We start from the raw sequence: 24,240 nt of genomic DNA on the forward strand, positions 1-24,240 counted from the left end.
AAGCGGCGAGGAGTAGCGATGGCAGGCGACCCCCTTGATGATGTCGATGACTTCTACGTAGAGGTCGGACGGCGTATCCGTTCTGCCCGAATGTCAATTGGGATGACACAAAGCCAACTGGGAATCAAGGTTGGATTAACGCGAACCTCGATCACCAACCTTGAGGCGGGCCGTCAAAGGCTGCCATTGCACACATTTGCCGCGATTGAAAATGCCCTGGGTGTAGCGTCGGGTTCGCTTCTCGCGCCGCATTCAACCAACACTAAGACACAACTCGCGCAGGCGATCGAACAACATTTAACCTCGGCTCCGATAACGACCCGAGAGTTCGTCCAAAAGTTGATAGCGCAGCTTGAACCGACCAACGAAGGGAGCAGGAATGACATCGCGTAATACGATCGAGTTGACTGTCGACAGCTTCCTTCATGAGCGAGGAATTGCTGAGCCGCCTATCGACATCGAGCAGCTATGCAAGGCCGAGGGCATCGCCATTGCGAAACATGATTTTTCTGGCAACGAGTCAGGCTTTGCTCTAAGCCAGGGTGATACCAAGATTATTGGCGTCAACACCGCAACAACGCCACTTCGCCAACGCTTTACTATCGCCCACGAATTCGGACATCTATATCTACATCACAAGCCTTTGATCGTCGATCACTCGATTCTTGTCATAAGTAAAAGAAATGACGTATCGAGCATGGGTACCGATCAGGAAGAAGTTGAGGCAAACGCTTTTGCTGCCGCCATCCTAATGCCGAGGAATCTGGTAAGGCGGGAACTCGAAAAGCACATCGACGAGAGCGGCCCGACCGACAGAGAGTCGGTCATTCGAGCCATGGCCAGAACATTCAACGTAAGCCCACAAGCAATGGGCTACAGATTGGTTAACCTAAATCTAATCACCGGCAGCATTTAGGCTGCCCCGATCGCTACAGAGATCGTGCACGAATCGCAACCACGAACGACTCGATAAGGTCAGCATCGGACCTCCAGGCTGCTTACTATCACGCACATAAACGCACACTTTATCGGTCGCAATCTCGACGCATTCACCGCCGTTTGGGCCGCTGCGGCTGGATTTTTTCCAGGTCAGATGGTCCATGCCTGAGCCGCTTCCTTGATCAAGTTGAGTGATAGGCGCTGGGGAAGGGATTCTCCTAGGAGACCTTCCCAGGTGCGGCGGACGGCTTCAACGTCTGCGGGGGATTCGATCACAAGGCCGCGTAGCTGGGAGTCGAGGTAGGCGATCTCTGGGGCGTCGGGGAGGGTCGCCAGGACGAAGGTGCCGGACATGCCGCGGTGAGCGCCGATGTCTGTGGGCAGGATGTGGAGTTCGACACGGCCGGCTGTGGCTATGTCGATCAGATGGGCTAGTTGGTCGCGCATGACCTCGGGTGAGCCCACAGGGCGGTGTAGGGCGGACTCTTCGAGAATCATGATCAGTTGTGGTGGGGTTTCCCTGGTGAGAATGTGTTGACGCTGAATTCTGGCGTCGGTTGCACGCTGGAGGGCCGCCTCGTCGGCGGTGGTCATGCCGGCCCGGAGCACGGCTCGGGCGTAGTCCGGGGTTTGGAGTAAGCCGCTGACCACGAACTGCTGGTAGAACCGGAGGGCTGTCGCGGCCTGCTCGATCTCCCTCCAAGGGCGGAACCACTCGGGCATCATCTCTTGGTTGGCCGCCTCTTGAGCGGCCTCAAGAAGGCGTCTCAGGAGACCGTCGGTGTTGAGTGCGTCGTCGGCACGGTAAATGAGGTCGCTACTTGCGGGACGTCTGCCGGTCTCGACGGCCGAGATGAGGCTGTCGGAAAAGTGGATCTCCTTGGCGAGATCCTGTTGGCTGAAACCCCGCCGTTCACGTGCGAGCTTGAGTTCTCTTCCGAGCGATCGCAGTACCGGGTGTACGGGCGTTCTCTGATCACCAGGCATTGAGGTCCACCGCCTCTCCACCGGTCAGTGGTGGAACTCCACCAAAAGCTGCGCGACTCAGACCATTCCCGGCCTGGATATCGTTTCCCTTCCCTCTCATCCACCTCTCGGAAATAGTCTCTGCAAAGAAAGAGCGGGTGTTGCCAGGTGGCGCGCAGGCACGCGTTCTATTGCCGACAGAGAGATGGGAGAGCTTCGTGTCGACAACGACGGCAGACGAAGTCGCAGCGGATGAGAAGGAGTCTGTGGAGATTGGCGAGGGAGCCATACCCACTAACAATGAGGTTCCGCCGGTAGACGAGCACCCGTCGTGGTGCAGCCCTGAGGAGTGCCTGGCGAACTCGCCGACTGCGGCTCGACGGCATCGGTCGGCTCCGGAGTCGTTGGAGCTGTGTAATGACCTGGTCGGGACCCTGCTCGTCATGAGAGTGACCGAGTCGGTGTTCGAGCCGGGTGACCTGGGGCTGGAAATCGACGTGTACTCGCGCGACTCGGACGAGCCGCACCACGAGGTGATCATCAGCCGCAGGAACCTGGCGCGGATGAGCCGGCTAACGCTCTCGCTCATGGTGCGTGCGGTGATGGACGAAGCCGTGCCGGTCAGGCACTTCTTCGATACGGCCGCATAGGTCATGGCCGCCGGACATGAACGCCGGGCTGGTGGCGACGACTTCCACGCCGTCGGAGACATCGTCCACCTCGACAGATTCAATGTGAAAGATGGAATGCGAGACCTCGAAATTCGGATCACCCAGGTCTCGCATCTGCTCTGGTCTGTGCCGGATGTGCAGTGGATCCGAATTCGCGGTGTGGAGATGGACGGCGGAACGGAAGCGGGTCCGGTGAGCCTCTTCGTCGTGCATAGAGATTCGCTCAAGCGCGACAGGGCTGAGGTTTAGTCGGGGCTGCGGCTCATCACGTCGAGGATCGTCCGGGCAGCGTCAGCCGGAGGGGTCTCGGCCGTGTTGAGGAAGAGATCGGGCTCGGGAACTGGCTCGGTCTCTTCCCACGCGCGGAGGCGGGCGGTGGTGTCGCCGGTGTTGCGGGCGATGATGCGGGACTCGGCTACGTCGCGGGGGCACCAAAGGTAGGCGACGGTCCAGTGGGTGTCGGGGGTGGCCTTGGTGAGGGCGTCGATCGCGGGGAGTTGGCCGAGGTGGACGACGGGGATGCCGGTGGTGAGGGCGTCGGTCAGGCCGGGGCGGTCGATGACGTACACGGCGTCGTAGCGGCGGTTCTCCCAGATGATGTCGCCGGTGGCGCGGAGGCGGTCGATGTCGGGCTCGGTGGTCATGCGGTAGGTGCCGGTGCGGCCGGGGCCGGCCTTGAGGCGGCGGAAGAGGGAGATGGTGGGGTCCAGCTCGGCCAGGGCGTGGGTGATCGTGTCCTTGCCGCTGGCGGGTGGGCCGTAGAGGATGATGCCGCGGCTCATTGCGTACCGCCGGTGATGGTTTTGATCAGGTCTTTGGCCTGGGCTTGCAGGGAGCGGCTGGACGCCGAGTTGTCGATGACCCGGTGTGGGACCGGGGGGCGGAAGCTGGTGTTGATCTGCGAAAGGTAGCCGGACCAGTCGGCGAGTTTGGCCGCGTCGCGGGCGGCGCCCCGGTGGCGGACGTAGGTGTGCATGGTGGCTTCGTCGCAGTAGACCCAGACGTAGTGCGTGACGGCGTTCAGCTCGGTGAAGGTGGCCTGGGTGCGCTCGATCCAGGCTGCGTCGCTGAGTTCGCGGATGAACGGGGCGGTCAGGATGACGCTGTTGCCGCACGCGACGTTCTCGGTGGCGGCGGCGATCAGGGCCTCGTATTCGCGGGGGCGGATCAGGTTGAAGTACTCGGGCGACTCGCGGTCGTGGGGTGAGTGGCCGATGGTCTCCAACGCGGCCTCGACGACCGGGCGGGTGATCGTGTCCTTGTCGAGCATGGACCAGCCGGTTTCGCGGGCGAGGATGCGGCCCAGCTCGGTCTTGCCGCTGCCTGCGTAACCGCCGACCATCAGCACCTTCGGTTGCCGTGGGCGGATGTCGGCCTTGCGGTCCTGGCCGGGGGCGTGGACGTACCGCTTGGAGCGGGACTTGCTGATCACCAGGCCTTCCTCGGCGAGAAGGCGCATGGCCTCGGAGATGGTGAAGACGCTGACGTCCCAGCGTTCGGCCAGTTCGCGGGTGGACGGGAGGACGTCTCCGTCGCGCAGAACGCCGGCCTCGATGTCGTTGCGGATGTTGCGGGCGACCTGCTGATGCAGTGACTCACCCCGTGACAGTGGCGGGCGGGGCGTGGACATGGTGTCTCCCTCATCGTGCGGCATCGGCCAACTGGTATCCGAAAATACCAGATGTTTGGACGCCTAAGCCGTCTGTTAGCCGCCGTTTGAGCAGCTCAGGACGCATCCCGGACCAACCTCGGATCTAACAGTTGACCTGTGGTCATATCAACTGTTAGCTTCGTGGCGGAGAGATCACCGGGGCTCACCGGTGGTCACGGAAGCCACAAGAGGAGTGCGTCTTGGCACCGAACGACTGGCTCAACGACATCGACGGTCCTGCACCGGCCGAACTCGCGGCGATCCAGGCGGAACAGCCGCTGATCAGCGCGGAGGTCGCGTTGCTGGACGCGCAAATCCGCGTCTTCTGCTCGGACGGCGGTCCGACGGAGCTGGACTGGCACCGGCTCCGGCTCGCGGAGAAGCGCGTCGCTCGGGAGGCGCTGGCGCTGCACCGGCGGTACCCGGACAGCTCCGAACTGGGGTGGGTGGCATGACGAAACCCGTCCACGCGCGGCCTCACCAGAGCTACGCCCAGCCCGAGAGCACCGAGCCCGAAGGAGTCCTGCGATGACCGTCTCCGCGTACCCGCCCCAGGTGACAGACCTGCTCCCCCGCGCCCAGGAGCTGGAGGCGTCGCTCGGCGCCCTGCCGTCCGAAAACCGGATCAAGACTGAGCTGAAGGTCGGCCGACCGAAGGCCAAGGCGATCCGCGCGGCGCTGGAGCGGGGCATCGCGCCGACCGATCCAGCGCCGGAGGATGCCGCGCCGGACCCGGTTCCGGCGGCGATCGAGCCGGAGCGGAAGCCGGTCCCGGCACCGGAGACGGCGCCGGTGGCGGTGGAGCCGACGACCCAGCGTGAGACGGTCGCAGACCCGGTTCCGGCGGCTGAGCCCGGCAAGCCCCGGTCGGTGCCGTCGTGGCCGGTGCTGATCCTGGCGCTGCCGGCGTTCGCGTCCGTGTGGTCGGGGTGGGTCGGGCTCGGGGAGATGACCGGGTTCGGGGTGGTGCACCCGCTTCCGGGGATCGCGGACGGGTTCAGCCTGAACACCGCGATCACGCTCCCGATCGGGGTCGAGACCTATGCGGCGTACGCGCTGCGGGTCTGGCTGTCCCGGCTCGGCACCCTGCGGGCGCGCGTCTTCGCCAAGTGGTCCGCGATCGGGTCGCTGGCGCTCGGCGCGCTCGGGCAGGTCGCCTATCACCACATGGAGGCCGCGGGCGTCACGCACGCGCCGTGGCAGATCACGACGGTGGTCGCGTGCCTGCCGGTGGCCGTGCTCGGGATGGGCGCGGCGCTGGCGCACCTCAATCACGACGCACGTTCCTAGCTCTGCCCGGCGGCGCGGCCCGATGGCCTGGAAACCTGCGCCGCGCCGCCGGCCCTTCCGCTCCATTCACCTCGTGAGGCTTCAGGAGGAAGACCCTCATGCTCGCAGAGACCAACCCGGAACACACCGGCCGCGCGGACACCCTCACCCCCGCGAACGATGGTGAGGTGCTGGTGGGTGAGGTGGTCATGGTCGACCAGCCGCACGTCCGTACCGATGATGAGTGGTTGCGGGAACTGGCGCGGCAGGCAGCGCAGCACAAGCCGATCCTGCCCGCGTGGATGCTGTCCGGCTCGGACTTCCGGCACACGTGCCGCTGGATCGTGGCTCACTACCTGCACGTCTCCGCCTATCACGCGGTCCGGATGCCGGTGTACGGCGCGAAGCTCGCGCTGCGGTCGCCGCGCGGCGTCTGGCGGTTCCTTTCCGGCGGTACGCGCTGGGTGCTCGACCTGGAGGGCCTGCCCGTGCGGCTCGCGGCCGTCCGGCGGGAGGACGCGGAGCAGTACCTCCGGCTCTCCCGACAGCGTGACGGCCGCGTCCGTCTCCGGACACTGATCGCGGCCTCGGTGGCGGTGCTCAGCATCAGCGGCGCGTTCGTGCTCGCGGTGCTGGCGCCGAGCTGGGCGCACTGGGCGACGCTCGCGGGGCTGGTGGCCGCGTTCGGGCTCGGCGGGGCGCGACCGGACCGGCCGCTGGTGTCGCGGGCCGTGGTCCCGACGCACGTCCAGGAGCTGACCTCGAATCAGGTCACGCTCGCGCTGTCGGTGCTCGGGCTCGCGGGGATCAACCAGGCGGTGTCCAAGCTCGGGGACAAGGCGATCGGGTTCCCGGCGCCGATCACCCGCGACGGACCCGGATGGCGCGCCGACGTCGATCTGCCGCCCGGCGTGACCGCTACCGAGGTGATCGAGCGGCGGGAGAAGCTGGCCGGCGCGCTCACCCGGCCGCTGGGCTGCGTGTGGCCGGAGGGCAACGCCGAGGTCCATCCCGGACGGCTGGTGCTGTGGGTCGGCGACCAGGACATGTCGAAGGCGCGTAAGCCGGTGTGGCCGCTGCTCAAGGGTGGGCCGGTCGACCTGTTCAAGCCTCAGCCGTACGGCACGGACCAGCGCGGACGCTGGGTGAACCTGACGCTGATGTTCATCGCGATGGTGATCGGGTCGATCCCGCGCATGGGCAAGACGTTCGCGCTCCGGGAGGCGCTGCTCATCGCGGCGCTTGACCCTCGGGCGGAGATCCACGCGTACGACCTGAAGGGCACCGGTGACCTGTCCGCGCTGGGCAAGGTCGCGCACCGGTACCGCGCGGGGGAGGACGACGAGGACATCCTCTACGCCGTGGCCGCGATGCGGAAGCTGCGGGCGGAGCTGCGCCGCCGGGCGCGGGTGATCCGGGATCTGCCGCCGGATCTGTGCCCGGAGAACAAGGTCACGCCCGAGCTGGCCACGCGGCGCTCGCTGGGCCTGCATCCGATCGTGGTCGGGGTCGACGAGTGTCAGGTCTGGTTCGAGCACCCGGAGTACGGCGCGGAGCTGGAGGAGATCTGCACCGACCTGGTGAAGCGCGGACCGGCCACCGGGATCGTGCTGATCCTGGCGACGCAGCGCCCGGACGCCAAGAGCCTGCCGACCGGGATCTCCGCCAACGCGTCCACCCGGTTCTGCCTGAAGGTCATGGGCCAGATGGAGAACGACATGGTGCTCGGGACGAGCAAGTACCGCAACGGCGTCCGGGCGACGATGTTCGCCTGGACGGACAAAGGCATCGGGTACTTCGTCGGTGAGGGCGCGGACGCGCGGATCGTGTCGACGGTGTTCATCGACGGTCCGGCCGCCAACGTCCTGGCCGAGAAGGCACGGGCGCTGCGCGAGCGTGCGGGGCGGCTGACCGGGCATGCGCTCGGCGAGACGCCGGAGGTCGAGCGGACGGCCGGCTATCACCTGCTCGACGACATCCTGTCCGTGGTGCCGGTCGCGGAGCTGCGGGTGTGGAACGAGACCGTGGTCGCCCGGTTGGCCGAGCTGCGGCCGGATGCCTACGACGGGTGGGCGCCGGAGCAGTTGACGGCCGCTCTGAAGCCGTACGGGATCGAGGTCGACCAGATCGGCCGGCGCGTCGGTGGCAAGACCGTCAACCGGCGCGGCATCACCCGCGCGCACGTCGCCGCGAAAGTTGCCGAGCGTAACCGCTCGAAGGCCGCGGCCTAGCCCGCCGGAGGGCGCTGGCGCTAGCACCCCAGCCTGCTAGCGCTAGCACCTCCACTAGCACCCCAAACGATGCCTGCCAGGACGCTAGCACGCTAGCGGCCCTGGTTCCCCACGCCCGGAAAACGGCCCTGGAGGCGTTCGTGGACACCCCTTCCCTGATCGCTAGCTTCCTCTGCTTCGTCCTACCGCCCGTCACGCTCTGCTACGCCGTTAGCTGCGCGATCTGGCCGTGGAAAGCCTGCTCGACCTGCCACGGCACCGGGCGGATCAAAAGCCCGTTCGGCCGCGTGTTCCGGCTGTGCCGACGCTGCGACGGCACCGGCCGCCGCATCCGGATCGGCCGGCACGTGTGGAACGAGTACCGGCGCGTGCACCGGGACGGCACCCGATGAGCGCGCGGACGCCGCACACCGCGTGGTGCGCCGGTGATCACCGGTGCGGGCTCGGAGAGCACCGCTCCGACGACATCGTGATCAACCTGCCCCGGCAGGGCCGGGCCGTCGTCTGCCGTACCCGCACCGACGCCGGGCGGGAGTACGCCGAGGTGCGGCTCTGGGTCGCGCTCGCTCCCCGCGACGTGGCGGCGCGCCGCCAACTGCTGACCATGCTCACCGGTCTGCGTGTCCTGCTCGGCCGGGTGGCGCTGGCGGCGCGACCCGCACCGCATCGCTGATCCATCGCTCAACTTCGGAAGGAGGCCGCATCATGACCCGACCCGCACACGACCTGAGCGCGGAACGCGCCGTCATCGGCGCGGCGCTGATCGCGCCGTCGTCGGTCGCTGAGCTTGCGGCCAAGCTCAGCCCCGGCGACTTCTACCGGCCCGCCCACGGCGCGCTGTGGGACGCCATCTGCCGCCTGGACGCGGCCGGCACCCCGGCCGACCCGATCACCCTCGCGGCGCACCTGGCCGAGACCGGGGATCTGGCGCGGGTGGGTGGCGCGCCGTACCTGCACACGCTGATCTCCGAGGTGCCCAGCGTCGGCAGCGCCGGCTACTACGCGGAGATCGTGGCCGGGCACGCGCGGCGGCGTGAGGTCTCCGAGCTGGGCTTGCGCCTCACCCAGCTCGCCGACTCCGGCAGCGACACGGCCGACCTGCTCGCCACCGGCCGGGCGCTGCTGGAGGACACCAGCGCTGGGGCCGGGTGGTCGCCACCCATCCCGCTGGGCACCGGCCGTCATCTGCCGGTCTTTCCGGCGCATGTGCTGCCGGGGTGGGTGGCGGACATGGTCAACGCCGTCGCGGAGTTCACGCAGACCCCGGTGGATTTGGCCGGGAGCATCGCGCTCGCGGCCCTGTCGACGGCCGCCGGTGGACGGGCCGAGGTGGAGGTGCGCGGATCGTGGCGGGAGCCCACGAACCTGTTCACCGTCGTGGTGCTCCCGCCGGGGTCGCGGAAGTCGGCGGTGTTCGCGGCGATCACCGGGCCGTTGCTTGCGGCGGAGTCCGCGTTGGGCGAGCGGACCAAGCCCGCGATCATCGAGGCGGAGTTGGCGGCTCGGGTGGCGGGGAAGGCCGCTGACAAGGCGGCGCACGCTGCGGCGAACGCCGACGCGGCGGCGCGGGACACGCTGCTGGCGGAGGCGACGGCCGCCGCGATGCAGGCGGAGGCGGTCACGGTGCCGCGTCTGCCTCAGCTTGTCGCCGATGACGTGACCAGCGAGGCGGCGGCGCAGTTGCTCGCGGAGCAGGGCGGCCGGCTGGCGGTGCTGTCGCCGGAGGGCGGCATCTTCGCCACGATCGCCGGCCGCTACTCCGGCACTCCCAACCTGGAGGTGTTCCTCAAGGGACACGCCGGAGACATGATGCGCGTCGGGCGGCTGTCCCGCGAGGCACAGCACGTCGCCAAGCCCGCGCTGACCATGGGGCTGGCCGTCCAGCCGGACGTGTTGCGGGATATCGCGTCGATGCCGGGATTCCGCGGGCTCGGCCTGCTCGCGCGGATCCTGTTCGCGCTGCCGGAGAACACAGTCGGCTTCCGCAAGATCGGAGCCGATCCGGTCCCGGCCGAGGTCGCGGAGGCATACCGGGAGAACCTAGGCGCGCTGGTGGTGGCGCTGGCGGAGTGGACCGATCCGGCGGTGCTGCCGCTCGCCGAAGCGGCCAACGCGCGCGTGCTCGACATCGAGCGTGCCGTAGAACCGCGTCTCGCGCCTGGCGGGGCGTGGGGACACATCGTGGACTGGGGCAGCAAGTACACCGGCGCTGTCGTCCGCATGGCCGGACTGATCCATCTCGCCGAGCATCTGCGCGGCGGGTGGGGACGGCCGGTCGAAGCGGCCACGATCGACCGTGCGGCCCAGCTCGGCGACTACTACGCCGCACACGCCCTGGCCGCCTTCGACGACATGGGAGCCGACCAGGCCACCCGCAACGCCCGACACATCCTCGCCTGGATCGAACGCACCGGCGCGACCACGTTCACCAAGCGCGACCTGTTCCGCGCCACCAAGTCGACCACCATCCGCGCCGTCGCGGACCTGGAACCGGCGCTCAGCGTGCTGGACGCCCACGGCTACCTCCGCCAGGTCGACCCACCCGCCAGACCGCGCACCGGCGGCCGGCCACCGTCCCCGACATTCCTCGTCAACCCGGACGTGCACCAGCCCGCCGCGACCGTCCACCCGATCCGGCGGACCGCATGACCGCCCTGACACAACCGACGCAACTGACACAACCCCCGGACCGCAGGAGTTCTGTCAGTTCTGGCAGTTCTGTCACCGCCATTCCGGGCCGCGCACCACCCCGATGCTGGGCCATCTCCCGTCCGTCATCCCCTCAGCCCTGGAAGGCAAGCAACCGTGCGAACCACCAGCCTGAACGCCCGCACCACGACCCTCAGCACCAACCACGGGGAGGACCACGTGCAGCGCATCGCCGATGACCGAGTCGTACTGACCATCGAAGAGGCCGCCCAGCGACTCGGCATCGGCCGCACCACCATGTACGCGCTGGTCATGAACGGTGACATCCGATCCGTGACCATCGGCCGCCTCCGTCGCATCCCCGTCCGCTGCCTCACCGAGTACGTGAACGCCCTGCTCTCCGACGACACCACCGCGACGGCTGCCTGAGGAGCGACGTATGGGACGACGTAAGCCGAACGGCGCTTCAAGCATCTACCAGGGCAAGGACGGCTACTGGCACGGGCGGGTGACGGTAGGCGTCAAGGACAACGGGCAACCCGACCGCCGACACGTCCAAGGCAAGACCGAGGCTGACGTCACGAAGAAGGTTCGGAAGCTGGAGCGGGAGCGGGAGGCAGGCACCGTCCGCAAGACCGGCCAGCGCTGGACGGTAGAGAAGTGGCTCGTGCACTGGCTCGACAACATCGCCGCGCCGGTGGTCCGCGTTAACACGTTCGACGGCTACCGCGTCGCTATCCGGAAGCACCTGATTCCGGGAGTCGGCGGGCACCGTCTCGACCTGTTGCAGCCGGAGCACCTGGAGAAGCTGTACGCGCGAATGCTGGCTAACGGCAGCGCGCCGGCTACCGCCCACCAGTCCCACCGCACGATCCGGACCGCGCTGAATGAGGCGGTACGCCGGGGCCATCTCGGGCGCAATCCGGCGTCTCTGGCGAAGCCGCCACGTCTGCCGGATAGCGAGGTGGAGCCCTTCTCCATCGAGGAGGTGCAGACCATTCTTAAGGTCGCGGGAAAGCGGCGGAACAGCGCTCGGTGGGCTGTCGCGCTCGCGCTCGGCCTTCGCCAGGGAGAAGCGCTCGGCATGAAGTGGCCGGACGTGAATCTGAGTGCGGGCACCCTCACAGTCCGGCGTGCCCTGCTCCGGCCGAAGTGGGGCCACGGATGCGACCCTAAGTGCGATGCGCGGGTCCCCGGCTTGTGCGCCGACCGGGTGAATCTTCGCCCGGTCTCCGCAGACACCAAGTCGCGCGCCGGCCGCCGCACTATCGGCCTCCCTGACGCGCTGATCAGGGTGCTCCGTGAGCACCGAAAGGCCCAGGAGGCGGAGCGGGAGAAAGCCGCGCAGCTCTGGCAGGACGAGGACTGGGTGTTCTCGACGGAGACTGGCCGGCGCATTCACCAGGCGACCGACTACGACGATTGGAAGCGTCTCCTTCGAGAAGCCGGAGTGCGCGACGCCCGGCTGCATGACGCCCGCCACACGGCCGCGACGGCGCTTCTGGTCCTCGGCGTCTCCGGCCGCGCGGTGATGGGGATCATGGGCTGGTCGAACGCGGCGATGCAGGTCCGCTATCAGCACCTCACGGATCAGGTCCGGCGGGACATCGCCGACCGGCTCGGCGGACTGCTCTGGGGCGACGAACCGAACGAGACGGAACCACCCGACGAGGGCAACCGAGACTGAAACTGAGACGACGCTCGTCCGTACAGACGAAACCGGACCGGTCCCATCGGGGCCGGTCCGGCGTTGTTCCTGCTCAGATGAGCGGAGGATACGAGATTCGAACTCGTGAGGGTGTTAACCCAACACGCTTTCCAAGCGTGCGCCCTAGGCCTCTAGGCGAATCCTCCGCCGCAGACAATACCGTGCCCGCCGGGCGCGCTGCACCGGGGTTCCCCGGGTCCGGCGGGGGCGTGGGTGAGCAGGCTCTCGCCCCCGATGCGACGTGGGGACGCCGGGCCGGGTAGAGTTGGCGTCGCTCCCCGTGCGGTGTTTACCCCGTGAACCTCCCCAGGGCCGGAAGGCAGCAAGGATAAGCGGGCTCTGGCAGGTGCACGGGGAGCCTTCGTGTCCCCGGCACTCTCGCCGGGTTGACTGAGCAGCCGCGTCGTCGGAAGAGTGTCACACCCGTGCGGGACCCTGTGGTGGTCGCCTGAGTCGGGGCGGCGGAGAATGGCGCGGTCGAGAGGAGACGACAGTGGCGTTGGCCCTCTACCGCAAGTACCGGCCCCGGACGTTCGCCGAGGTCATCGGGCAGGAGCACGTCACCGAGCCGCTCAGCCAGGCGCTGCGCAGCGGCCGGTTGAACCATGCGTACCTGTTCTCCGGGCCGCGCGGCTGCGGTAAGACGAGTTCGGCGCGGATTCTGGCCCGCTCGCTCAACTGTGAGCAGGGGCCGACGCCGGAGCCGTGCGGTCAGTGCACGTCCTGCCGCTCCTTGGCGAACGACGGCGCCGGCTCGATCGACGTGATCGAGATCGACGCGGCCAGTCACGGTGGTGTCGACGACGCGCGCGAGCTGCGGGAGAAGGCGTTCTTCGCGCCGGCCAACAGCCGCTACAAGATCTACGTGATCGACGAGGCGCACATGGTCTCGTCGGCGGGCTTCAACGCGCTGCTCAAGCTGGTCGAGGAGCCGCCGGAGTACGTGAAGTTCATCTTCGCGACCACCGAGCCGGAGAAGGTGCTGGGCACGATCAAGTCCCGCACCCATCACTACCCGTTCCGGCTGATCCCGCCGAGCGTGCTCCGGCCGTACCTGGAGCAGCTCTGCGAGGCCGAGGGCGTCACTGTCGAGCCGGCGGTGTTCCCGCTGGTCGTCCGCGCCGGCGGCGGCAGCGCGCGGGACACGCTCTCCGTGCTCGACCAGTTGATCGCCGGCGCCGGCGAGGAGGGCGTCACCTACGCGCGCGCCGTCGCGCTGCTCGGCGTCACCGACTCCGCGCTGATCGACGACATGATCGACTCGCTGGCCGCCGCGGACGGTGCCGCCGCGTTCGCCGCCATCGACCGCGTCGCCGAGGCCGGCCACGACCCGCGCCGCTTCGCCACCGACCTGCTCGAACGGCTCCGTGACCTGATCGTCATGCAGCAGGTGCCGGACGCCGCCGCCAAGGGCCTGATCGACGGCCCCGCCGACGAGATCGAGCGGATGACCGCGCAGGCCGGCCGCTTCGGCACCGCCACGCTCTCCCGCGCCGCCGACATCGTGCACAACGGCCTGGTCGAGATGCGCGGCACCACCGGCCCGCGCCTCCTGCTCGAACTGATCACCGCCCGCATGCTGCTGCCCGGCGCGGACGACTCCACCAGCGCGCTGCTGCAGCGCCTGGAGCGGATGGAGCGCCACCTGGCCGCGGGCGGAGGAGCACTGCAAACCCCCGCGGGGGTACGGACTCAGCCCGCACCCGCCGTCTCCCCGGCCGCTCCGGGCGCTCTGGCCCCTCTGGCCGCTCCGGCGGAGGCCGGTCAGGAGCCGCCGCTGGACCCGCGGGCGGCGGCGCGTCAGGCCGCAGCTCGCTCGTCCGGCGGTGGGCAGGCCGCGGCTCGGCAGGCCGCCGCGCAGGCGGCCGCGCCCGCCCAGGGCCGTCGTCCCGCGACTCCGGCCGCCTCCGCTCCGCCGGCCGGTTCCGTTCCGCCGGCCGCCTCTACTCCGCCGGCCGGTTCCGCCGTCCCGCCGGGGCCGGTGCAGGCCGGTCAGGCCGAGGGCGGGCCGGCGGGTTCCGAGCCGCAGGGTGGCCCGGCGGGTTCCGAGCCGCAGGGTGGCGCGTCGGGTTCCGAGCAGCCGCAGGGTGGCCCGGCGCCGGTGCCGGCACCCGCCTCCCAGGAGCCGCAGGCCGCGGTCGCCACCGAGCCGTCCGGCGGCGTCGACGTGGCCGAGTTGCGCGGGCGCTGGTGGCCGGAGGCGCACACCTACGTCAACACGCGCAACAAGCGGGCGGGCGCCGCCCTCCGCGCCGCCACGGTCCGCACCGTCGAGGGCGACACGTTGGTCCTGTCGTTCCGGCTGCCCAGCCACATCGACATCTTCGCCGGTACGCCCGGGGGCGAGAACCTGCTCCGCGAGGCCTTCTACGAGCTGCTCGGCGTCCGCTGGCAGATCCGCTGCGTGCCCGCGGGTCCCGAGGGCGAGCCCGACACCGCTCGCACCGCCGGCGGCCGTACCCCCGCCCCACGCCAGTCGACCGGCCATCCCACACCCCCGTCCGCACCGACGCGCTCGTTATCCGAGTCAGACGCGAGATCGGGGCCGTCACCGGGACCGTCCCCCGCGTCCACCACGGCGGCCGAGGACGCGGGCTGGCCCACCCCTGCCGCCATCCCCCGTACCGATGTATCTCCACCCGCGGCCTCCCGGCCGGGCGCGGAGGCGCCGCGGCCTGCCCCGGGCACGCCGTCCTCCGGCACCGGCCAGGCGACCGATGACGGCTGGCCGGCGCCCGCCCGACCCGGGCACACGGCCGGTGCCGCCGATGCCGCCGCCCCGCCGAGCCCGGCGCGGCCCGGTGACGCGGACGACCAGGCCGACTGGCCGAGTCCCCGACGGCCCGGTGGCGCGGACAGCGCCGGCGATCAAGCCGGGGATGCCGGCCGGCCGAGCCCCGCCCGGCCCGAAGCCGCGACGCGGGCGGGCAGTGCAGGCGATCACGACGACTGGCCGGCTCCGGCCCAGCCAGCCGATGACCCGAGCGAGCAGGGCGGCAGCGCCTCGTGGCCTGGTCCGGCACAGCCGGGCTCGGCCGGATCCGGTGACGCCGGTGGACGATCCGGCGACAGTGGCTCGCCGAGCCCGGCGCGGCCCGGCGGTAGCGGCGGCTCGGACGACGGCGGTGGCTGGCCCGAGCCGGTGCGTCCGGGAAGCGCGCCGAGCGCGGCGGACGACAGCGGTTGGCCGGAGCCCGCGCCCGCGGGAGGCGGGTCGGCCTCCGGCGGTGGCTGGCCGGAGCCGGCGGGCGAGCCCGCCGCGGTTCCGGAGCGGCCGGGCGGGTCGGCTTCGGCTTCGGCGGAGACTGTGCCGTCTCGGCGCGCGGCCTCCGGAGGGCTCGCGGCGGCACGTGCGGCGGCAGCGGGTGCTCGGGGTAGGCAGTCGACGAACGGTGGTCAGCGCGGTGCCGCGGCCGCCCGGCCGGACGCGGCGGCGCCGGCCGCGCCGGTGACGGCGTCCGCTGTCGCCGGACCGCCGGCCGTTCCGGTGGCCACCGGCGGCGGCGCCAGTGCCTGGGACGATTTCCCGGCGGACGAAGAGCCGCCCTACGACCCCGAGTACGACGGCCCGGCGCCGCCGGACAGTGGGCCGGGCGGTCGCGGGGGCTTCTCGCCGCGCACGTCGGCACGTCCGGCTTCGGCCGCTGGTGGGCAGTCCTCGCCGGGTGGCGGCCTCGCGTCTACCGGCGGTGGTCCGGCGTTCTCGGCCTCGGGTGCGTCTGCGTCCGGCGCACCCGCCGCGGCGTCGGTGCCGGGCGCTTCAGCGCCGGTGGCGGCCGGCTCGGCGTCGCCTGTTCCCGCGTCGCCCGCACCCGTGCCGGGGCGGGCGGCGGCTGGTTCGGGTGCGTCGAATCCGGCGATCGCGAGTGCCAAGGCGGCCGCCAGCCGGGCGGCGGCCAATGCGGTGGCGGCGGCTCAAGGGCGTGCCTCGGCGGCCAAGCCGGCGGCCGCGGCGGAGGCTCCGCGGCCTACGCAGGGGCGGGCGGCAGCGGCGGTGGCCGCCGCCAACGCGGCTGCGGCGGCGGCAGCGGCCGCTCAGGGCAGTCAGCCGGTGGAGGCGCCGACGTCGGAGTTCGAGGGCTTCGATCCGGGGGACGAGCCGCTGGACGAGGTCATCGACGAGCAGGCCGCGCGGCAGAGCAGCGAGGAGCAGGCGTTCCTGCTTCTCAAGCAGGCCTTCGGAGCCGAGAAGATCACTGAGATGTGACCTCTCGGCCGTTACTGATACGTAGAGCACCTTCTACGGCCGCCATTCCGTGCTTTACGTATCAGTCGTCGCCGCCACCACACACGACACCCGGCTATAACGCGAGATTTCGGGCGCGCAGCGCCCGGACCGACCAGGCGAGCGGCGCGGAGGGACCAGCCGCGCTCGATGACCGGCCCCCAACCGGTGCGCAGCGGCCGGACCGGCAGCAAGCGGCGCGGAGGGACCAGCGGGGCTCGATGACCGGCCCCCAACCGGTGCGCAGCGGCCGGACCGGCGGCGAGCGGCGTGAGGGGACCACCAGGGCTTGGGTGACCCCGCTGGGACCGGCTCCGATGCGGGGGCCGGAGCGGCGGCGGAGGGCGCCGCGAGGTTGGCCCGCGGGAGCATGCGGGACGGGACCGCGCCGGAAGCGGGAAGAAGGTGGGGTGGGGGTGCGGCTACGCTGGGCGGCGGTTCGGTGGAGCGGCGGAAGCCGCGGAGTGAGAAGGAGCCTGCCGTGGTGCGGCCTGGCGGACAGCCCAACATGCAGCAGTTGATGAAGCAGGCGGCGAAGTTGCAGCAGGCGGCGCAGGCCGCGCAGGCGGAGCTGGCGGAGGCCGAGGTCACCGGGACGGCCGGTGGCGGGCTGGTGACGGTCACCATGGCCGGCACGGGTGAGGTGCGGGCCGTGAAGATCGATCCGAAGGTGATCGATCCGGAGGACCCGGAGACGCTGGAGGACACCGTGCTGGCGGCGCTGCACAACGCGTCGGAGGCGGTGCGTGCGCTGACCGAGGAGAAGATGGGGCCGGTCACGGGCGGGCTCGGCGGTCTCGGCATGGGGTTCTGAGCGCGTCATGTACGAGGGTGCCATTCAGGATCTGATCGACGAGCTGGGACGCCTGCCCGGCGTGGGTCCGAAGGGCGCCCAGCGGATCGCGTTCCACATTCTGTCCTCGGACACGGCGGACGTGGCGCGGCTGGCGGCGGCGCTGCGGAAGGTCAAGGAGCAGGTGCGCTTCTGCACGGTCTGTTACAACGTGGCCGAGGAGGAGCAGTGCCGGATCTGCCGTGACCCGCGCCGGGGCAACGAGGTGCTGTGCGTGGTCGAGGAGCCGAAGGACGTGGTGGCGATCGAGCGGACCGGGGAGTTCCGCGGGCGCTACCACGTGCTCGGCGGCGCGATCAACCCGCTGGAGGGGATCGGGCCGGACAACCTGAAGATCCGCGAGCTGCTGATCCGGCTGGGGAACGGGGATGTCAAGGAGTTGATCCTGGCCACGGATCCGAACACGGAGGGCGAGGCGACCGCGACGTACCTGGCGCTGATGGTGAAGCCGATGGGGATCGCGGTGACGCGGCTGGCGAGCGGCCTGCCGGTCGGCGGTGACCTTGAGTACGCGGACGAGATCACGCTGGGCAGAGCGTTCGAGGGCCGTCGCGCGGTGTAAGCCCGGAAAACTCCCCGAAATCCGCTCGCAACAGACATGTTTTACCTATGTTCAAAGTTGATTTGCCCCGTTTTTCCGTGCTTGATCCCATTCAGGTCACGCCATCATCACGGCGTGGCCTGAAGTTGGTTACATGGTCACTCTGAGCGTTGACCGCACCGGTCCCCTCGGTGGACTGTTCATCCCGGCGGCGGCACACCCGTCGCCGTGTCCGCGCTGCCTTGCCATCGCCCCAACCTGAGGCCGGCGGCAGGAGCGTGGGCACTCGAGGCTCACGACAATCGACCGGTTGCCGCGCGCCGCGGGTGATCCACCGTACCGACGGGCGGCCTCGTGTCGTCCGGCCGTCGCTGCGGCGGCGCCTGCGGTCCGACGACCGGAGGAGGACCGAGGCACGGATGGTCAGTGGACCGGGCGCGTCCCTCTCGGAGGAGTCGACGCACGACGTCGCCGATCCGGCTGAAGGTGCTGCCAGCACGACCGGCAAGGCCATCGAGGGGCGTTCGCTGCGCCAGATCGCATGGCGGCGGTTCAAGCGTGACAAGGTCGCGATGGCGGGCGGTGCGTTCGTCATCTTCCTGGTGCTCGTCGCGCTCCTCGCCTCCCCGATCGTGAAGCTCATCGGCCACCCGATCGACGAGTTCAACAACGACCTGATCGACCCGACGCTGGGCCTGCCGATCGGCCCGCTCGGCGGCATCAGCGGCGAGCACTGGCTGGGCGTCGAGCCGACCTCCGGCCGGGACGTCTTCAGCCGGGTCATCTACGGCGCGCAGACCTCGATCTTCGTGGCGTTCCTGGCCGCGCTGGTCTCCACGGTGCTCGGCGCGATCCTGGGCCTGGCGGCCGGCTTCGTGGGCGGCTGGGTCGACGCGGTGGTCAGCCGCGTGATGGACTTCCTGCTGGCGTTCCCGCAGCTGCTGTTCTCGATCGCGCTGGTGTCGGTGCTGCCGGACGCGTTCTTCGGCCTGGACGGCCGGGTGTCCCGGATGACCGTGCTGATCGGCGTGATCGGCTTCTTCGGCTGGCCGTACATCGGGCGCATCGTCCGCGGCCAGGTGCTGTCGCTGCGCGAGCGCGAGTTCATCGAGGCGTCGCGCAGCCTGGGCGCCCGCACCGGCCGCATCCTGTTCCGGGAGCTGCTGCCGAACCTGGCGGCGCCGATCCTGGTCTACACCACCCTGATCATCCCGACGAACATCATCACCGAGGCGTCGCTCAGCTTCCTCGGTGTCGGCATCGAGGCGCCCAACCCCTCGTGGGGCGGCATGCTCTACGACGCCAAGAGCTACTACCAGTCGGACCCGATGTACATGATCATCCCCGGCGTGTGCATCTTCATCACCGTGCTGGCCTTCAACCTGTTCGGCGACGGACTCCGCGATGCCCTGGACCCCAAGGCTCACTGACCCGCGCAGCAATCGCACCACCGCAGTACGCGCATCCGTCGCGACCCACGGTCGCACGTCAAGGAGGTAGGCAGCAGTGTCTAGTAAGAGGAAGGCGTTGGTCGCCGCCACGGCGGCCGTCGCCCTGGGACTCACCGCGGCATGCGGTAATACCGGCGGGTCCAACTCGTCGAACGGTGGTGCCAAGAACGCGCAGAACGCGGCGCTCACCGAGGTGCTGAACGTGTCCGACAAGAAGGGCGGCACCCTCGAGCTCTGGAGCTCGCAGGACGTCGACAGCCTCGACCCCGCCCGCGGCTACTACGCGTTCGTGTGGAACCTGAACCGGCTCTACACCCGCACGCTGCTCTCCTACGACGCCAAGCCGGGCGCCGACGGCATGAAGCTGGTGCCGGACCTGGCCACGGCCGAGGCCGTGCTCAGCAACGACGGCAAGACCTACACGTACACGCTGCGTGACGGCCTGAAGTTCGACGACGGTACGCCGATCACGTCGAAGGACATCAAGTACGGCATCGAGCGCATCTTCGCGCAGGACGTCGTCTCCGGCGGCCCGGTCTACCTGATCGAGCAGCTGGACCAGGGTCAGAAGTACCCGGGCCCGTACAAGGACTCGGACCCGAACAAGCTGGGCCTGAAGTCGGTGCAGACGCCGGACGACAAGACCATCGTCTTCAACCTGGCGCAGCCGTACGCGGACTTCCCGTACCTGCTGGCGATGCCGGGCGCGGGCCCGGTGCCGGCCGCCCGGGACACCGGCGCGCAGTACGGCACGAAGCCGGCCTCCTCCGGCCCGTACAAGATCGAGTCGTACGAGCCCGGCAAGGCCATCAAGTGGGTGCGTAACGAGCACTGGGACCAGGCCACGGACCCGCTGCGCAAGGCGCTGCCGGACGCGATCAACATGACGATCACGACCAACGCCGACGACATGGACCAGCGTCTGATCGCCGGCACCGCGGACGTCGACGCCGCGCAGACCGGTGTGCAGGCCGCGGCCCGCACCAAGATCCTGCAGGACGAGACGCTGAAGGCGAACTCGGACACCCCGACCACCGGCTTCATCCGGTACGCCGCGATGTCCACCAGCGTGGCGCCGTTCGACAACGTGGACTGCCGCAAGGCCGTCATGCTCGCCTCGGACCCGACCTCGCTGCAGACCGCGCGTGGTGGCCCGATCGCGGGTGGCGACATCGGCGTCAACATGCTGCCGCCGAACATCCCGGGCGCCGAGCCGGACTACGACCCGTACAACCGCAAGCAGGGCAAGCCGCAGGTCGACGCCGCCAAGCAGGCGCTCGCCGCGTGTGGCCAGCCGAACGGGTTCTCCACCACGATCGCGGTCCGGAACAACAAGCCGGCCGAGGTCAAGACCGCCGAGGCGCTGCAGGCCGCGCTGAAGGCCGTCAACATCGACGCCAAGATCGACCAGATCGACGGTGCGCAGGCCAGCTCGATCACCGGCTCGCCGACCGTGGTGAAGCAGAAGGGCTACGGCCTGATCATCTCCGGCTGGGCGGCGGACTACCCGTCGGGCGCCGGTTACCTGCAGCCGCTGGTCGACAGCCGGTACATCCTGCAGAACGGCAACTTCAACTTCGCCGAGATCAAGGATCCGTCGATCGACGCGCTGTTCGACCAGGCCAAGACGCTGCCGCCGGACCAGGCCGCCGCGGTCTACACGCAGATCAACCACAAGGTGATGGAGGGCGCGTACATCCTGCCCTTCGTCGTGGACAAGGCCCTCAACTACCGCAACCCGCGCCTGACCAACGTCTACATCCACCAGTTCTGGGGCATGTACGACTTCCAGGCGCTCGGTGTCTCCAGCTGAGGTTCGCGTAGGTAACACCCTTTAGTACGTCCTTGGCGGGTGCCCCTTCTCTGATCGGGGAGGGGCACCCGTTGAACCTGGAGGCCTCGGCTCGTGTTCGCTTACGTCGTTCGGCGACTGATCAACGTCGTCATCACGCTGCTGGTCATCACGCTGGTGACCTTCGGCGTCTTCTTCCTGGTCCCGAAGCTGACCGGCAGTGACCCCGCCCTGCTGTACATCGGCAAGACGGCGGACCCGGCCGCGGTCGAGGGCATCCGTACGAAGCTGGGTCTCGACGACCCGATCCACGTGCAGTACGGCCGGTTCCTGCAGGGCCTGGTGATGGGCCGGGAGTACGACAACGGCCCGGACGTCACGTACTGCAACGCGCCGTGCTTCGGCTACTCGTTCAAGACCGACCAGGAGGTGTGGCCGTACCTGGTCGACCGCCTGCCGGTCACGCTCTCGCTGGCGCTGGGCGCCGCGGTCCTCTGGGTGCTCGGCGGCGTCGGCGCCGGCGTGGTCTCCGCGCTGCGCAAGGGCCGCCCCGCCGACCGGATCGTGATGACGACCGCGCTGGCCGGCGTCTCCCTCCCGATCTACTTCACCGGCCTGGTCTCCGCCGCGATCTTCTCCTACTGGCTGGGCTGGCTTCCGCCGCCCGGATACGTCGACTTCGCGGTCAACCCGGCCGAGTGGGCGCTGAACCTGATCCTCCCGTGGGTCACGCTGGCGTTCCTGTTCGCCGCGACCTACGCGCGTCTCACCCGGGCGAACATGCTGGAGACGCTGAGCGAGGACTACATCCGCACCGCGCGCGCCAAGGGCCTGCGCGAGCGCGACGTCGTCGGCAAGCACGGCCTGCGCTCCGGCCTCACGCCGCTGATCACCGTCTTCGGCCTGGACCTCGGCAGCCTCCTCGGCGGCGCCATCCTGACCGAGACCACGTTCAACCTGCGCGGCCTCGGCGAGGCCACGCTGACCTCGATCCGGCAGAACGACCTGCCGATCATCCTGGGCGTCACGCTGTTCGCCGCGTTCTTCATCGTCATCGCCAACCTGGTCGTCGACCTGCTCTACGCCGCCGTCGACCCGCGCGTCCGGCTGAGCTGAGGGGTAAGTTGTGACCACTTCCGTGCCTGTCACCGAGATCGGCCCGGCCGCCATCTCGCCGCCCACGTCCTTCCTCGAGGTGCGCGACCTGCGCGTGCAGTTCGCGACGGACGACGGCGTCGTCAAGTCCGTGGACGGCGTGTCGTTCGGGCTGGAGCGCGGCAAGACGCTCGGCATCGTCGGCGAGTCCGGCTCCGGCAAGAGCGTGACCAGCCTGGCGATCCTGGGCCTGCACCGCACGCGCAGCAACGCCACCGTCGGCGGCGAGATCTGGCTCGACGGCGAGGAACTCGTCAAGGCCGACAACGAGCGGGTACGCCGGCTCCGCGGCCGCAAGATGTCGATGATCTTCCAGGACCCGCTGTCCGCGATGCACCCGTACTACACGATCGGTCAGCAGATCGTGGAGGCGTACCGCATCCACCACGGCGGCAGCAAGAAGGCGGCGAAGCAGCGCGCGATCGACATGCTGGCCCGGGTCGGCATCCCGCAGCCCACGCGCCGCGTCGACGACTACCCGCACCAGTTCTCCGGCGGCATGCGGCAGCGCGCGATGATCGCGATGGCGCTGGTCAACAACCCGGAGCTGCTGATCGCGGACGAGCCCACCACCGCGCTGGACGTGACCGTGCAGGCGCAGATCCTGGACCTGATCCGCGACCTCCAGGAGGAGTTCGGCTCCGCGGTCATCATGATCACCCACGACCTGGGCGTGGTGGCGGAGCTGGCCGACGACATCCTGGTCATGTACGGCGGGAAGGCGGTCGAGCGCGGGCCGGCCGACGTCGTCTTCCGCAGCCCGGAGCACCCGTACACCTGGGGTCTGCTCGGCTCGATGCCACGGCTCGACCGCGAGGTGCGGGAACGGCTCAACCCGATCAAGGGTACGCCGCCGTCGCTGATCAACCTGCCGTCCGGCTGCTCGTTCCACCCGCGCTGCCCGTACGCGGGCCGCAACGGGGACCGCTCGTTCACCGAGCGCCCCGAGCTGGTCGGCACCACGCACGCGGTCGCCTGCCACATGCCGCCGGAACTGCGCCGCGAGATCTTCACCCAGGAAGTGAGCCCCAACCTGTGAGCACTCCCCTTCTCGAAGTTTCCGGCCTGCAGAAGCACTTCCCGATCACCGCGGGACTGCTGCGGCGGCAGGTCGCGGCCGTGCGCGCGGTGGACGGCATCGACCTGACCGTGCACAAGGGCGAGACGCTCGGCCTGGTCGGCGAGTCCGGCTGCGGCAAGTCCACGGCGGGGCGCCTGATCACCCGAATCCTGGAGCCGACCGGCGGCACGGTCACGTTCGACGGGCGGGACATCACCCACATCAAGGGGGGTACGCTCCGCGGCCTGCGCCAGGACGTACAGATGATCTTCCAGGACCCGTACTCGTCGCTGAACCCGCGGCACACGGTCGGCACGATCGTCGCGGCGCCGCTGCAGATCCAGAAGATCCCGACGCCGCAGGGTGAGAAGAGGGCCGTCCAGGAGCTGCTGGAGATGGTCGGGCTCAACCCCGAGCACTACAACCGCTACCCGCACGAGTTCTCCGGCGGCCAGCGGCAGCGCATCGGCATCGCCCGCGCGCTGGCGCTCAAGCCGAAGATGATCGTGGCGGACGAGCCGGTCTCCGCGCTGGACGTCTCCATCCAGGCCCAGGTCGTCAACCTCCTCGACGACCTGCAGCGGGAACTGGACCTGACGTACCTGTTCATCGCGCACGACCTGTCCGTGGTGCGGCACATCTCGGACCGGGTCGCGGTCATGTACCTCGGCAAGGTGGTCGAGGTGGCGCCGCGCGACGACCTGTACGCGCACCCGCGGCACCCGTACACGGTCGCGCTCATGTCCGCCGTACCGGTGCCGGACCCGTCCCGGCGGGACAAGGCGCAGCGCGAGCGGGTGCTGCTCACCGGCGACGTGCCGAGCCCGATCGACCCGCCGTCCGGGTGCCGGTTCCGCACCCGCTGCTGGAAGGCGCAGGACGTGTGCGCCACCCAGGAGCCGCCGCTGGCGCTGCTCGCCGACGGCCACCAGGTCGCCTGCCACTTCCCGGTCAGCGACGAGGAGCAGCACGCCACGAACGGCGGCCGGTCCGCCGCCGCGGCCGCCGCGGCCGCCATCTCCGAGGTCTCTTCCGAGGCGGAGTGAGAAAACCCGCCCCCTCGGGTGTGTCCTGCCTCA

Annotated in this window: 24 protein-coding genes, 1 tRNA gene and 1 other RNA gene; 21 read left to right on the forward strand and 5 right to left on the reverse strand. The window is 69.6% G+C overall.

Annotation, left to right across the window (positions count from 1 at the left end; genetic code table 11):
- Positions 1–18 precede the first annotated feature (18 nt).
- Both J2S41_RS32840 and J2S41_RS32845 read left to right on the forward strand, forming a co-directional pair.
- Entirely contained in the window at positions 19–393 is a 375-nt protein-coding gene (locus tag J2S41_RS32840) for a helix-turn-helix domain-containing protein (RefSeq protein ID WP_310373824.1), read from the forward strand.
- Complete coding sequence (locus J2S41_RS32845; protein ID WP_310373825.1) at positions 380–916, forward strand: ImmA/IrrE family metallo-endopeptidase; 537 nt, start codon at positions 380–382, stop codon at positions 914–916. Before J2S41_RS32840 ends, J2S41_RS32845 begins: the two co-directional genes overlap by 14 nt.
- Here J2S41_RS32845 and J2S41_RS32850 read toward each other — a convergent pair.
- Positions 896–1,102: a DUF397 domain-containing protein gene (locus J2S41_RS32850; protein ID WP_310373827.1), complete on the reverse strand. Its 207-nt coding sequence runs from the start codon at positions 1,100–1,102 to the stop codon at positions 896–898. The genes J2S41_RS32845 and J2S41_RS32850 overlap by 21 nt on opposite strands.
- On the reverse strand, positions 1,090–1,926 hold the full coding sequence (locus tag J2S41_RS32855; protein ID WP_310373828.1) for a helix-turn-helix domain-containing protein: 837 nt from the start codon (positions 1,924–1,926) through the stop codon (positions 1,090–1,092). The genes J2S41_RS32850 and J2S41_RS32855 overlap by 13 nt, the downstream gene beginning before the upstream one ends.
- 422 nt (positions 1,927–2,348) lie before the next feature.
- Between J2S41_RS32855 and J2S41_RS32860 the strand changes: the two genes are divergently transcribed.
- Positions 2,349–2,555, forward strand: a complete 207-nt coding sequence (locus J2S41_RS32860) for a hypothetical protein (RefSeq protein WP_310373830.1) — start codon at positions 2,349–2,351, stop codon at positions 2,553–2,555.
- 3 nt (positions 2,556–2,558) lie between these two features.
- Positions 2,559–2,825, forward strand: coding sequence for a hypothetical protein (locus J2S41_RS32865; RefSeq protein WP_310373831.1), 267 nt, complete (start codon positions 2,559–2,561; stop codon positions 2,823–2,825).
- Here J2S41_RS32865 and J2S41_RS32870 read toward each other — a convergent pair.
- Together J2S41_RS32870 and J2S41_RS32875 are read right to left on the reverse strand one after the other, a co-directional pair.
- Positions 2,822–3,358 carry a P-loop nucleotide/nucleoside kinase family protein gene (locus tag J2S41_RS32870; protein WP_310373833.1) on the reverse strand — a complete coding sequence of 179 codons (537 nt, stop codon included), beginning with the start codon at positions 3,356–3,358 and terminating at the stop codon, positions 2,822–2,824. The two genes, J2S41_RS32865 and J2S41_RS32870, sit on opposite strands and share 4 nt — an antisense overlap.
- Entirely contained in the window at positions 3,355–4,206 is an 852-nt protein-coding gene (locus J2S41_RS32875) for a GntR family transcriptional regulator (protein WP_310373835.1), read from the reverse strand. The genes J2S41_RS32870 and J2S41_RS32875 overlap by 4 nt, the downstream gene beginning before the upstream one ends.
- A 221-nt stretch (positions 4,207–4,427) precedes the next feature.
- On the opposite strand from J2S41_RS32875, the gene J2S41_RS32880 reads away from it, so the two are divergent.
- The 8 genes from J2S41_RS32880 to J2S41_RS32915 all read left to right on the forward strand — a co-directional run bounded on the left by J2S41_RS32880 (position 4,428) and on the right by J2S41_RS32915 (position 12,063).
- Positions 4,428–4,682, forward strand: coding sequence for a DUF6284 family protein (locus J2S41_RS32880; protein ID WP_310373837.1), 255 nt, complete (start codon positions 4,428–4,430; stop codon positions 4,680–4,682).
- 73 nt (positions 4,683–4,755) lie between these two features.
- Positions 4,756–5,517 (forward strand): ABC transporter permease, encoded by a 762-nt coding sequence (locus J2S41_RS32885; RefSeq protein WP_310373839.1) that lies wholly within the window; start codon positions 4,756–4,758, stop codon positions 5,515–5,517.
- A 98-nt stretch (positions 5,518–5,615) separates the two neighbouring features.
- A complete protein-coding gene (locus J2S41_RS32890) occupies positions 5,616–7,727 on the forward strand; it encodes a cell division protein FtsK (protein WP_310373841.1) in 2,112 nt (703 codons plus the stop codon).
- Between the two features lie 140 nt (positions 7,728–7,867).
- A complete protein-coding gene (locus tag J2S41_RS32895; protein WP_310373842.1) occupies positions 7,868–8,119 on the forward strand; it encodes a hypothetical protein in 252 nt (83 codons plus the stop codon).
- Positions 8,116–8,400, forward strand: coding sequence for a hypothetical protein (locus J2S41_RS32900; RefSeq protein ID WP_310373844.1), 285 nt, complete (start codon positions 8,116–8,118; stop codon positions 8,398–8,400). Before J2S41_RS32895 ends, J2S41_RS32900 begins: the two co-directional genes overlap by 4 nt.
- A 32-nt stretch (positions 8,401–8,432) precedes the next feature.
- Positions 8,433–10,376: a DUF3987 domain-containing protein gene (locus J2S41_RS32905; RefSeq protein ID WP_310373846.1), complete on the forward strand. Its 1,944-nt coding sequence runs from the start codon at positions 8,433–8,435 to the stop codon at positions 10,374–10,376.
- A gap of 156 nt (positions 10,377–10,532) precedes the next feature.
- Entirely contained in the window at positions 10,533–10,805 is a 273-nt protein-coding gene (locus tag J2S41_RS32910) for a helix-turn-helix domain-containing protein (RefSeq protein WP_310373847.1), read from the forward strand.
- 10 nt (positions 10,806–10,815) lie between these two features.
- Complete coding sequence (locus J2S41_RS32915) at positions 10,816–12,063, forward strand: tyrosine-type recombinase/integrase (RefSeq protein ID WP_310373849.1); 1,248 nt, start codon at positions 10,816–10,818, stop codon at positions 12,061–12,063.
- Between the two features lie 82 nt (positions 12,064–12,145).
- Here J2S41_RS32915 and J2S41_RS32920 read toward each other — a convergent pair.
- A tRNA-Ser gene (locus J2S41_RS32920) sits at positions 12,146–12,230 on the reverse strand.
- 124 nt (positions 12,231–12,354) lie between these two features.
- Here J2S41_RS32920 and ffs point away from each other — a divergent pair.
- The 9 genes from ffs (at position 12,355) to J2S41_RS32965 (ending at position 24,207) form a co-directional block, all read left to right on the forward strand.
- An RNA gene (gene ffs / locus J2S41_RS32925) (signal recognition particle sRNA small type) lies at positions 12,355–12,449 on the forward strand.
- Between the two features lie 128 nt (positions 12,450–12,577).
- Positions 12,578–16,291: a DNA polymerase III subunit gamma and tau gene (locus tag J2S41_RS32930; protein WP_310373851.1), complete on the forward strand. Its 3,714-nt coding sequence runs from the start codon at positions 12,578–12,580 to the stop codon at positions 16,289–16,291.
- A gap of 526 nt (positions 16,292–16,817) precedes the next feature.
- The gene (locus J2S41_RS32935; RefSeq protein ID WP_310376698.1) at positions 16,818–17,123 is read left to right on the forward strand and encodes a YbaB/EbfC family nucleoid-associated protein; all 306 of its coding nucleotides are present in this window, start codon (positions 16,818–16,820) and stop codon (positions 17,121–17,123) included.
- A 7-nt stretch (positions 17,124–17,130) separates the two neighbouring features.
- Entirely contained in the window at positions 17,131–17,724 is a 594-nt protein-coding gene (gene recR, locus J2S41_RS32940) for a recombination mediator RecR (RefSeq protein WP_310373852.1), read from the forward strand.
- Between the two features lie 398 nt (positions 17,725–18,122).
- Positions 18,123–19,133, forward strand: a complete 1,011-nt coding sequence (locus J2S41_RS32945; protein WP_310373854.1) for an ABC transporter permease — start codon at positions 18,123–18,125, stop codon at positions 19,131–19,133.
- Positions 19,134–19,209: 76 nt separating this feature from the next.
- Positions 19,210–20,967, forward strand: a complete 1,758-nt coding sequence (locus J2S41_RS32950) for an ABC transporter substrate-binding protein (protein WP_310373856.1) — start codon at positions 19,210–19,212, stop codon at positions 20,965–20,967.
- A 93-nt stretch (positions 20,968–21,060) separates the two neighbouring features.
- The gene (locus J2S41_RS32955; RefSeq protein WP_310373857.1) at positions 21,061–22,062 is read left to right on the forward strand and encodes an ABC transporter permease; all 1,002 of its coding nucleotides are present in this window, start codon (positions 21,061–21,063) and stop codon (positions 22,060–22,062) included.
- A 52-nt stretch (positions 22,063–22,114) separates the two neighbouring features.
- Positions 22,115–23,140: an ABC transporter ATP-binding protein gene (locus J2S41_RS32960; protein WP_374728293.1), complete on the forward strand. Its 1,026-nt coding sequence runs from the start codon at positions 22,115–22,117 to the stop codon at positions 23,138–23,140.
- Complete coding sequence (locus J2S41_RS32965) at positions 23,137–24,207, forward strand: ABC transporter ATP-binding protein (protein ID WP_310373861.1); 1,071 nt, start codon at positions 23,137–23,139, stop codon at positions 24,205–24,207. Before J2S41_RS32960 ends, J2S41_RS32965 begins: the two co-directional genes overlap by 4 nt.
- The last annotated feature ends 33 nt before the right edge of the window (positions 24,208–24,240 follow it).

The sequence above is a fragment of the Catenuloplanes atrovinosus genome (genome assembly GCF_031458235.1).
Taxonomy (GTDB): domain Bacteria; phylum Actinomycetota; class Actinomycetes; order Mycobacteriales; family Micromonosporaceae; genus Catenuloplanes; species Catenuloplanes atrovinosus.

What these genes read in the sequence shown, in the direction of transcription:
- J2S41_RS32840 (WP_310373824.1), top strand. Translation starts at nt 19, where the DNA reads ATGGCAGGCGACCCCCTTGATGATGTCGATGACTTCTACGTAGAGGTC.
- J2S41_RS32845 (WP_310373825.1), top strand. Translation starts at nt 380, where the DNA reads ATGACATCGCGTAATACGATCGAGTTGACTGTCGACAGCTTCCTTCAT.
- J2S41_RS32850 (WP_310373827.1), bottom strand. Translation starts at nt 1,102, where the DNA reads ATGGACCATCTGACCTGGAAAAAATCCAGCCGCAGCGGCCCAAACGGC.
- J2S41_RS32855 (WP_310373828.1), bottom strand. Translation starts at nt 1,926, where the DNA reads ATGCCTGGTGATCAGAGAACGCCCGTACACCCGGTACTGCGATCGCTC.
- J2S41_RS32860 (WP_310373830.1), top strand. Translation starts at nt 2,349, where the DNA reads ATGAGAGTGACCGAGTCGGTGTTCGAGCCGGGTGACCTGGGGCTGGAA.
- J2S41_RS32865 (WP_310373831.1), top strand. Translation starts at nt 2,559, where the DNA reads ATGGCCGCCGGACATGAACGCCGGGCTGGTGGCGACGACTTCCACGCC.
- J2S41_RS32870 (WP_310373833.1), bottom strand. Translation starts at nt 3,358, where the DNA reads ATGAGCCGCGGCATCATCCTCTACGGCCCACCCGCCAGCGGCAAGGAC.
- J2S41_RS32875 (WP_310373835.1), bottom strand. Translation starts at nt 4,206, where the DNA reads ATGTCCACGCCCCGCCCGCCACTGTCACGGGGTGAGTCACTGCATCAG.
- J2S41_RS32885 (WP_310373839.1), top strand. Translation starts at nt 4,756, where the DNA reads ATGACCGTCTCCGCGTACCCGCCCCAGGTGACAGACCTGCTCCCCCGC.
- J2S41_RS32890 (WP_310373841.1), top strand. Translation starts at nt 5,616, where the DNA reads ATGCTCGCAGAGACCAACCCGGAACACACCGGCCGCGCGGACACCCTC.
- J2S41_RS32900 (WP_310373844.1), top strand. Translation starts at nt 8,116, where the DNA reads ATGAGCGCGCGGACGCCGCACACCGCGTGGTGCGCCGGTGATCACCGG.
- J2S41_RS32905 (WP_310373846.1), top strand. Translation starts at nt 8,433, where the DNA reads ATGACCCGACCCGCACACGACCTGAGCGCGGAACGCGCCGTCATCGGC.
- J2S41_RS32915 (WP_310373849.1), top strand. Translation starts at nt 10,816, where the DNA reads ATGGGACGACGTAAGCCGAACGGCGCTTCAAGCATCTACCAGGGCAAG.
- J2S41_RS32935 (WP_310376698.1), top strand. Translation starts at nt 16,818, where the DNA reads ATGCAGCAGTTGATGAAGCAGGCGGCGAAGTTGCAGCAGGCGGCGCAG.
- recR (WP_310373852.1), top strand. Translation starts at nt 17,131, where the DNA reads ATGTACGAGGGTGCCATTCAGGATCTGATCGACGAGCTGGGACGCCTG.
- J2S41_RS32945 (WP_310373854.1), top strand. Translation starts at nt 18,123, where the DNA reads ATGGTCAGTGGACCGGGCGCGTCCCTCTCGGAGGAGTCGACGCACGAC.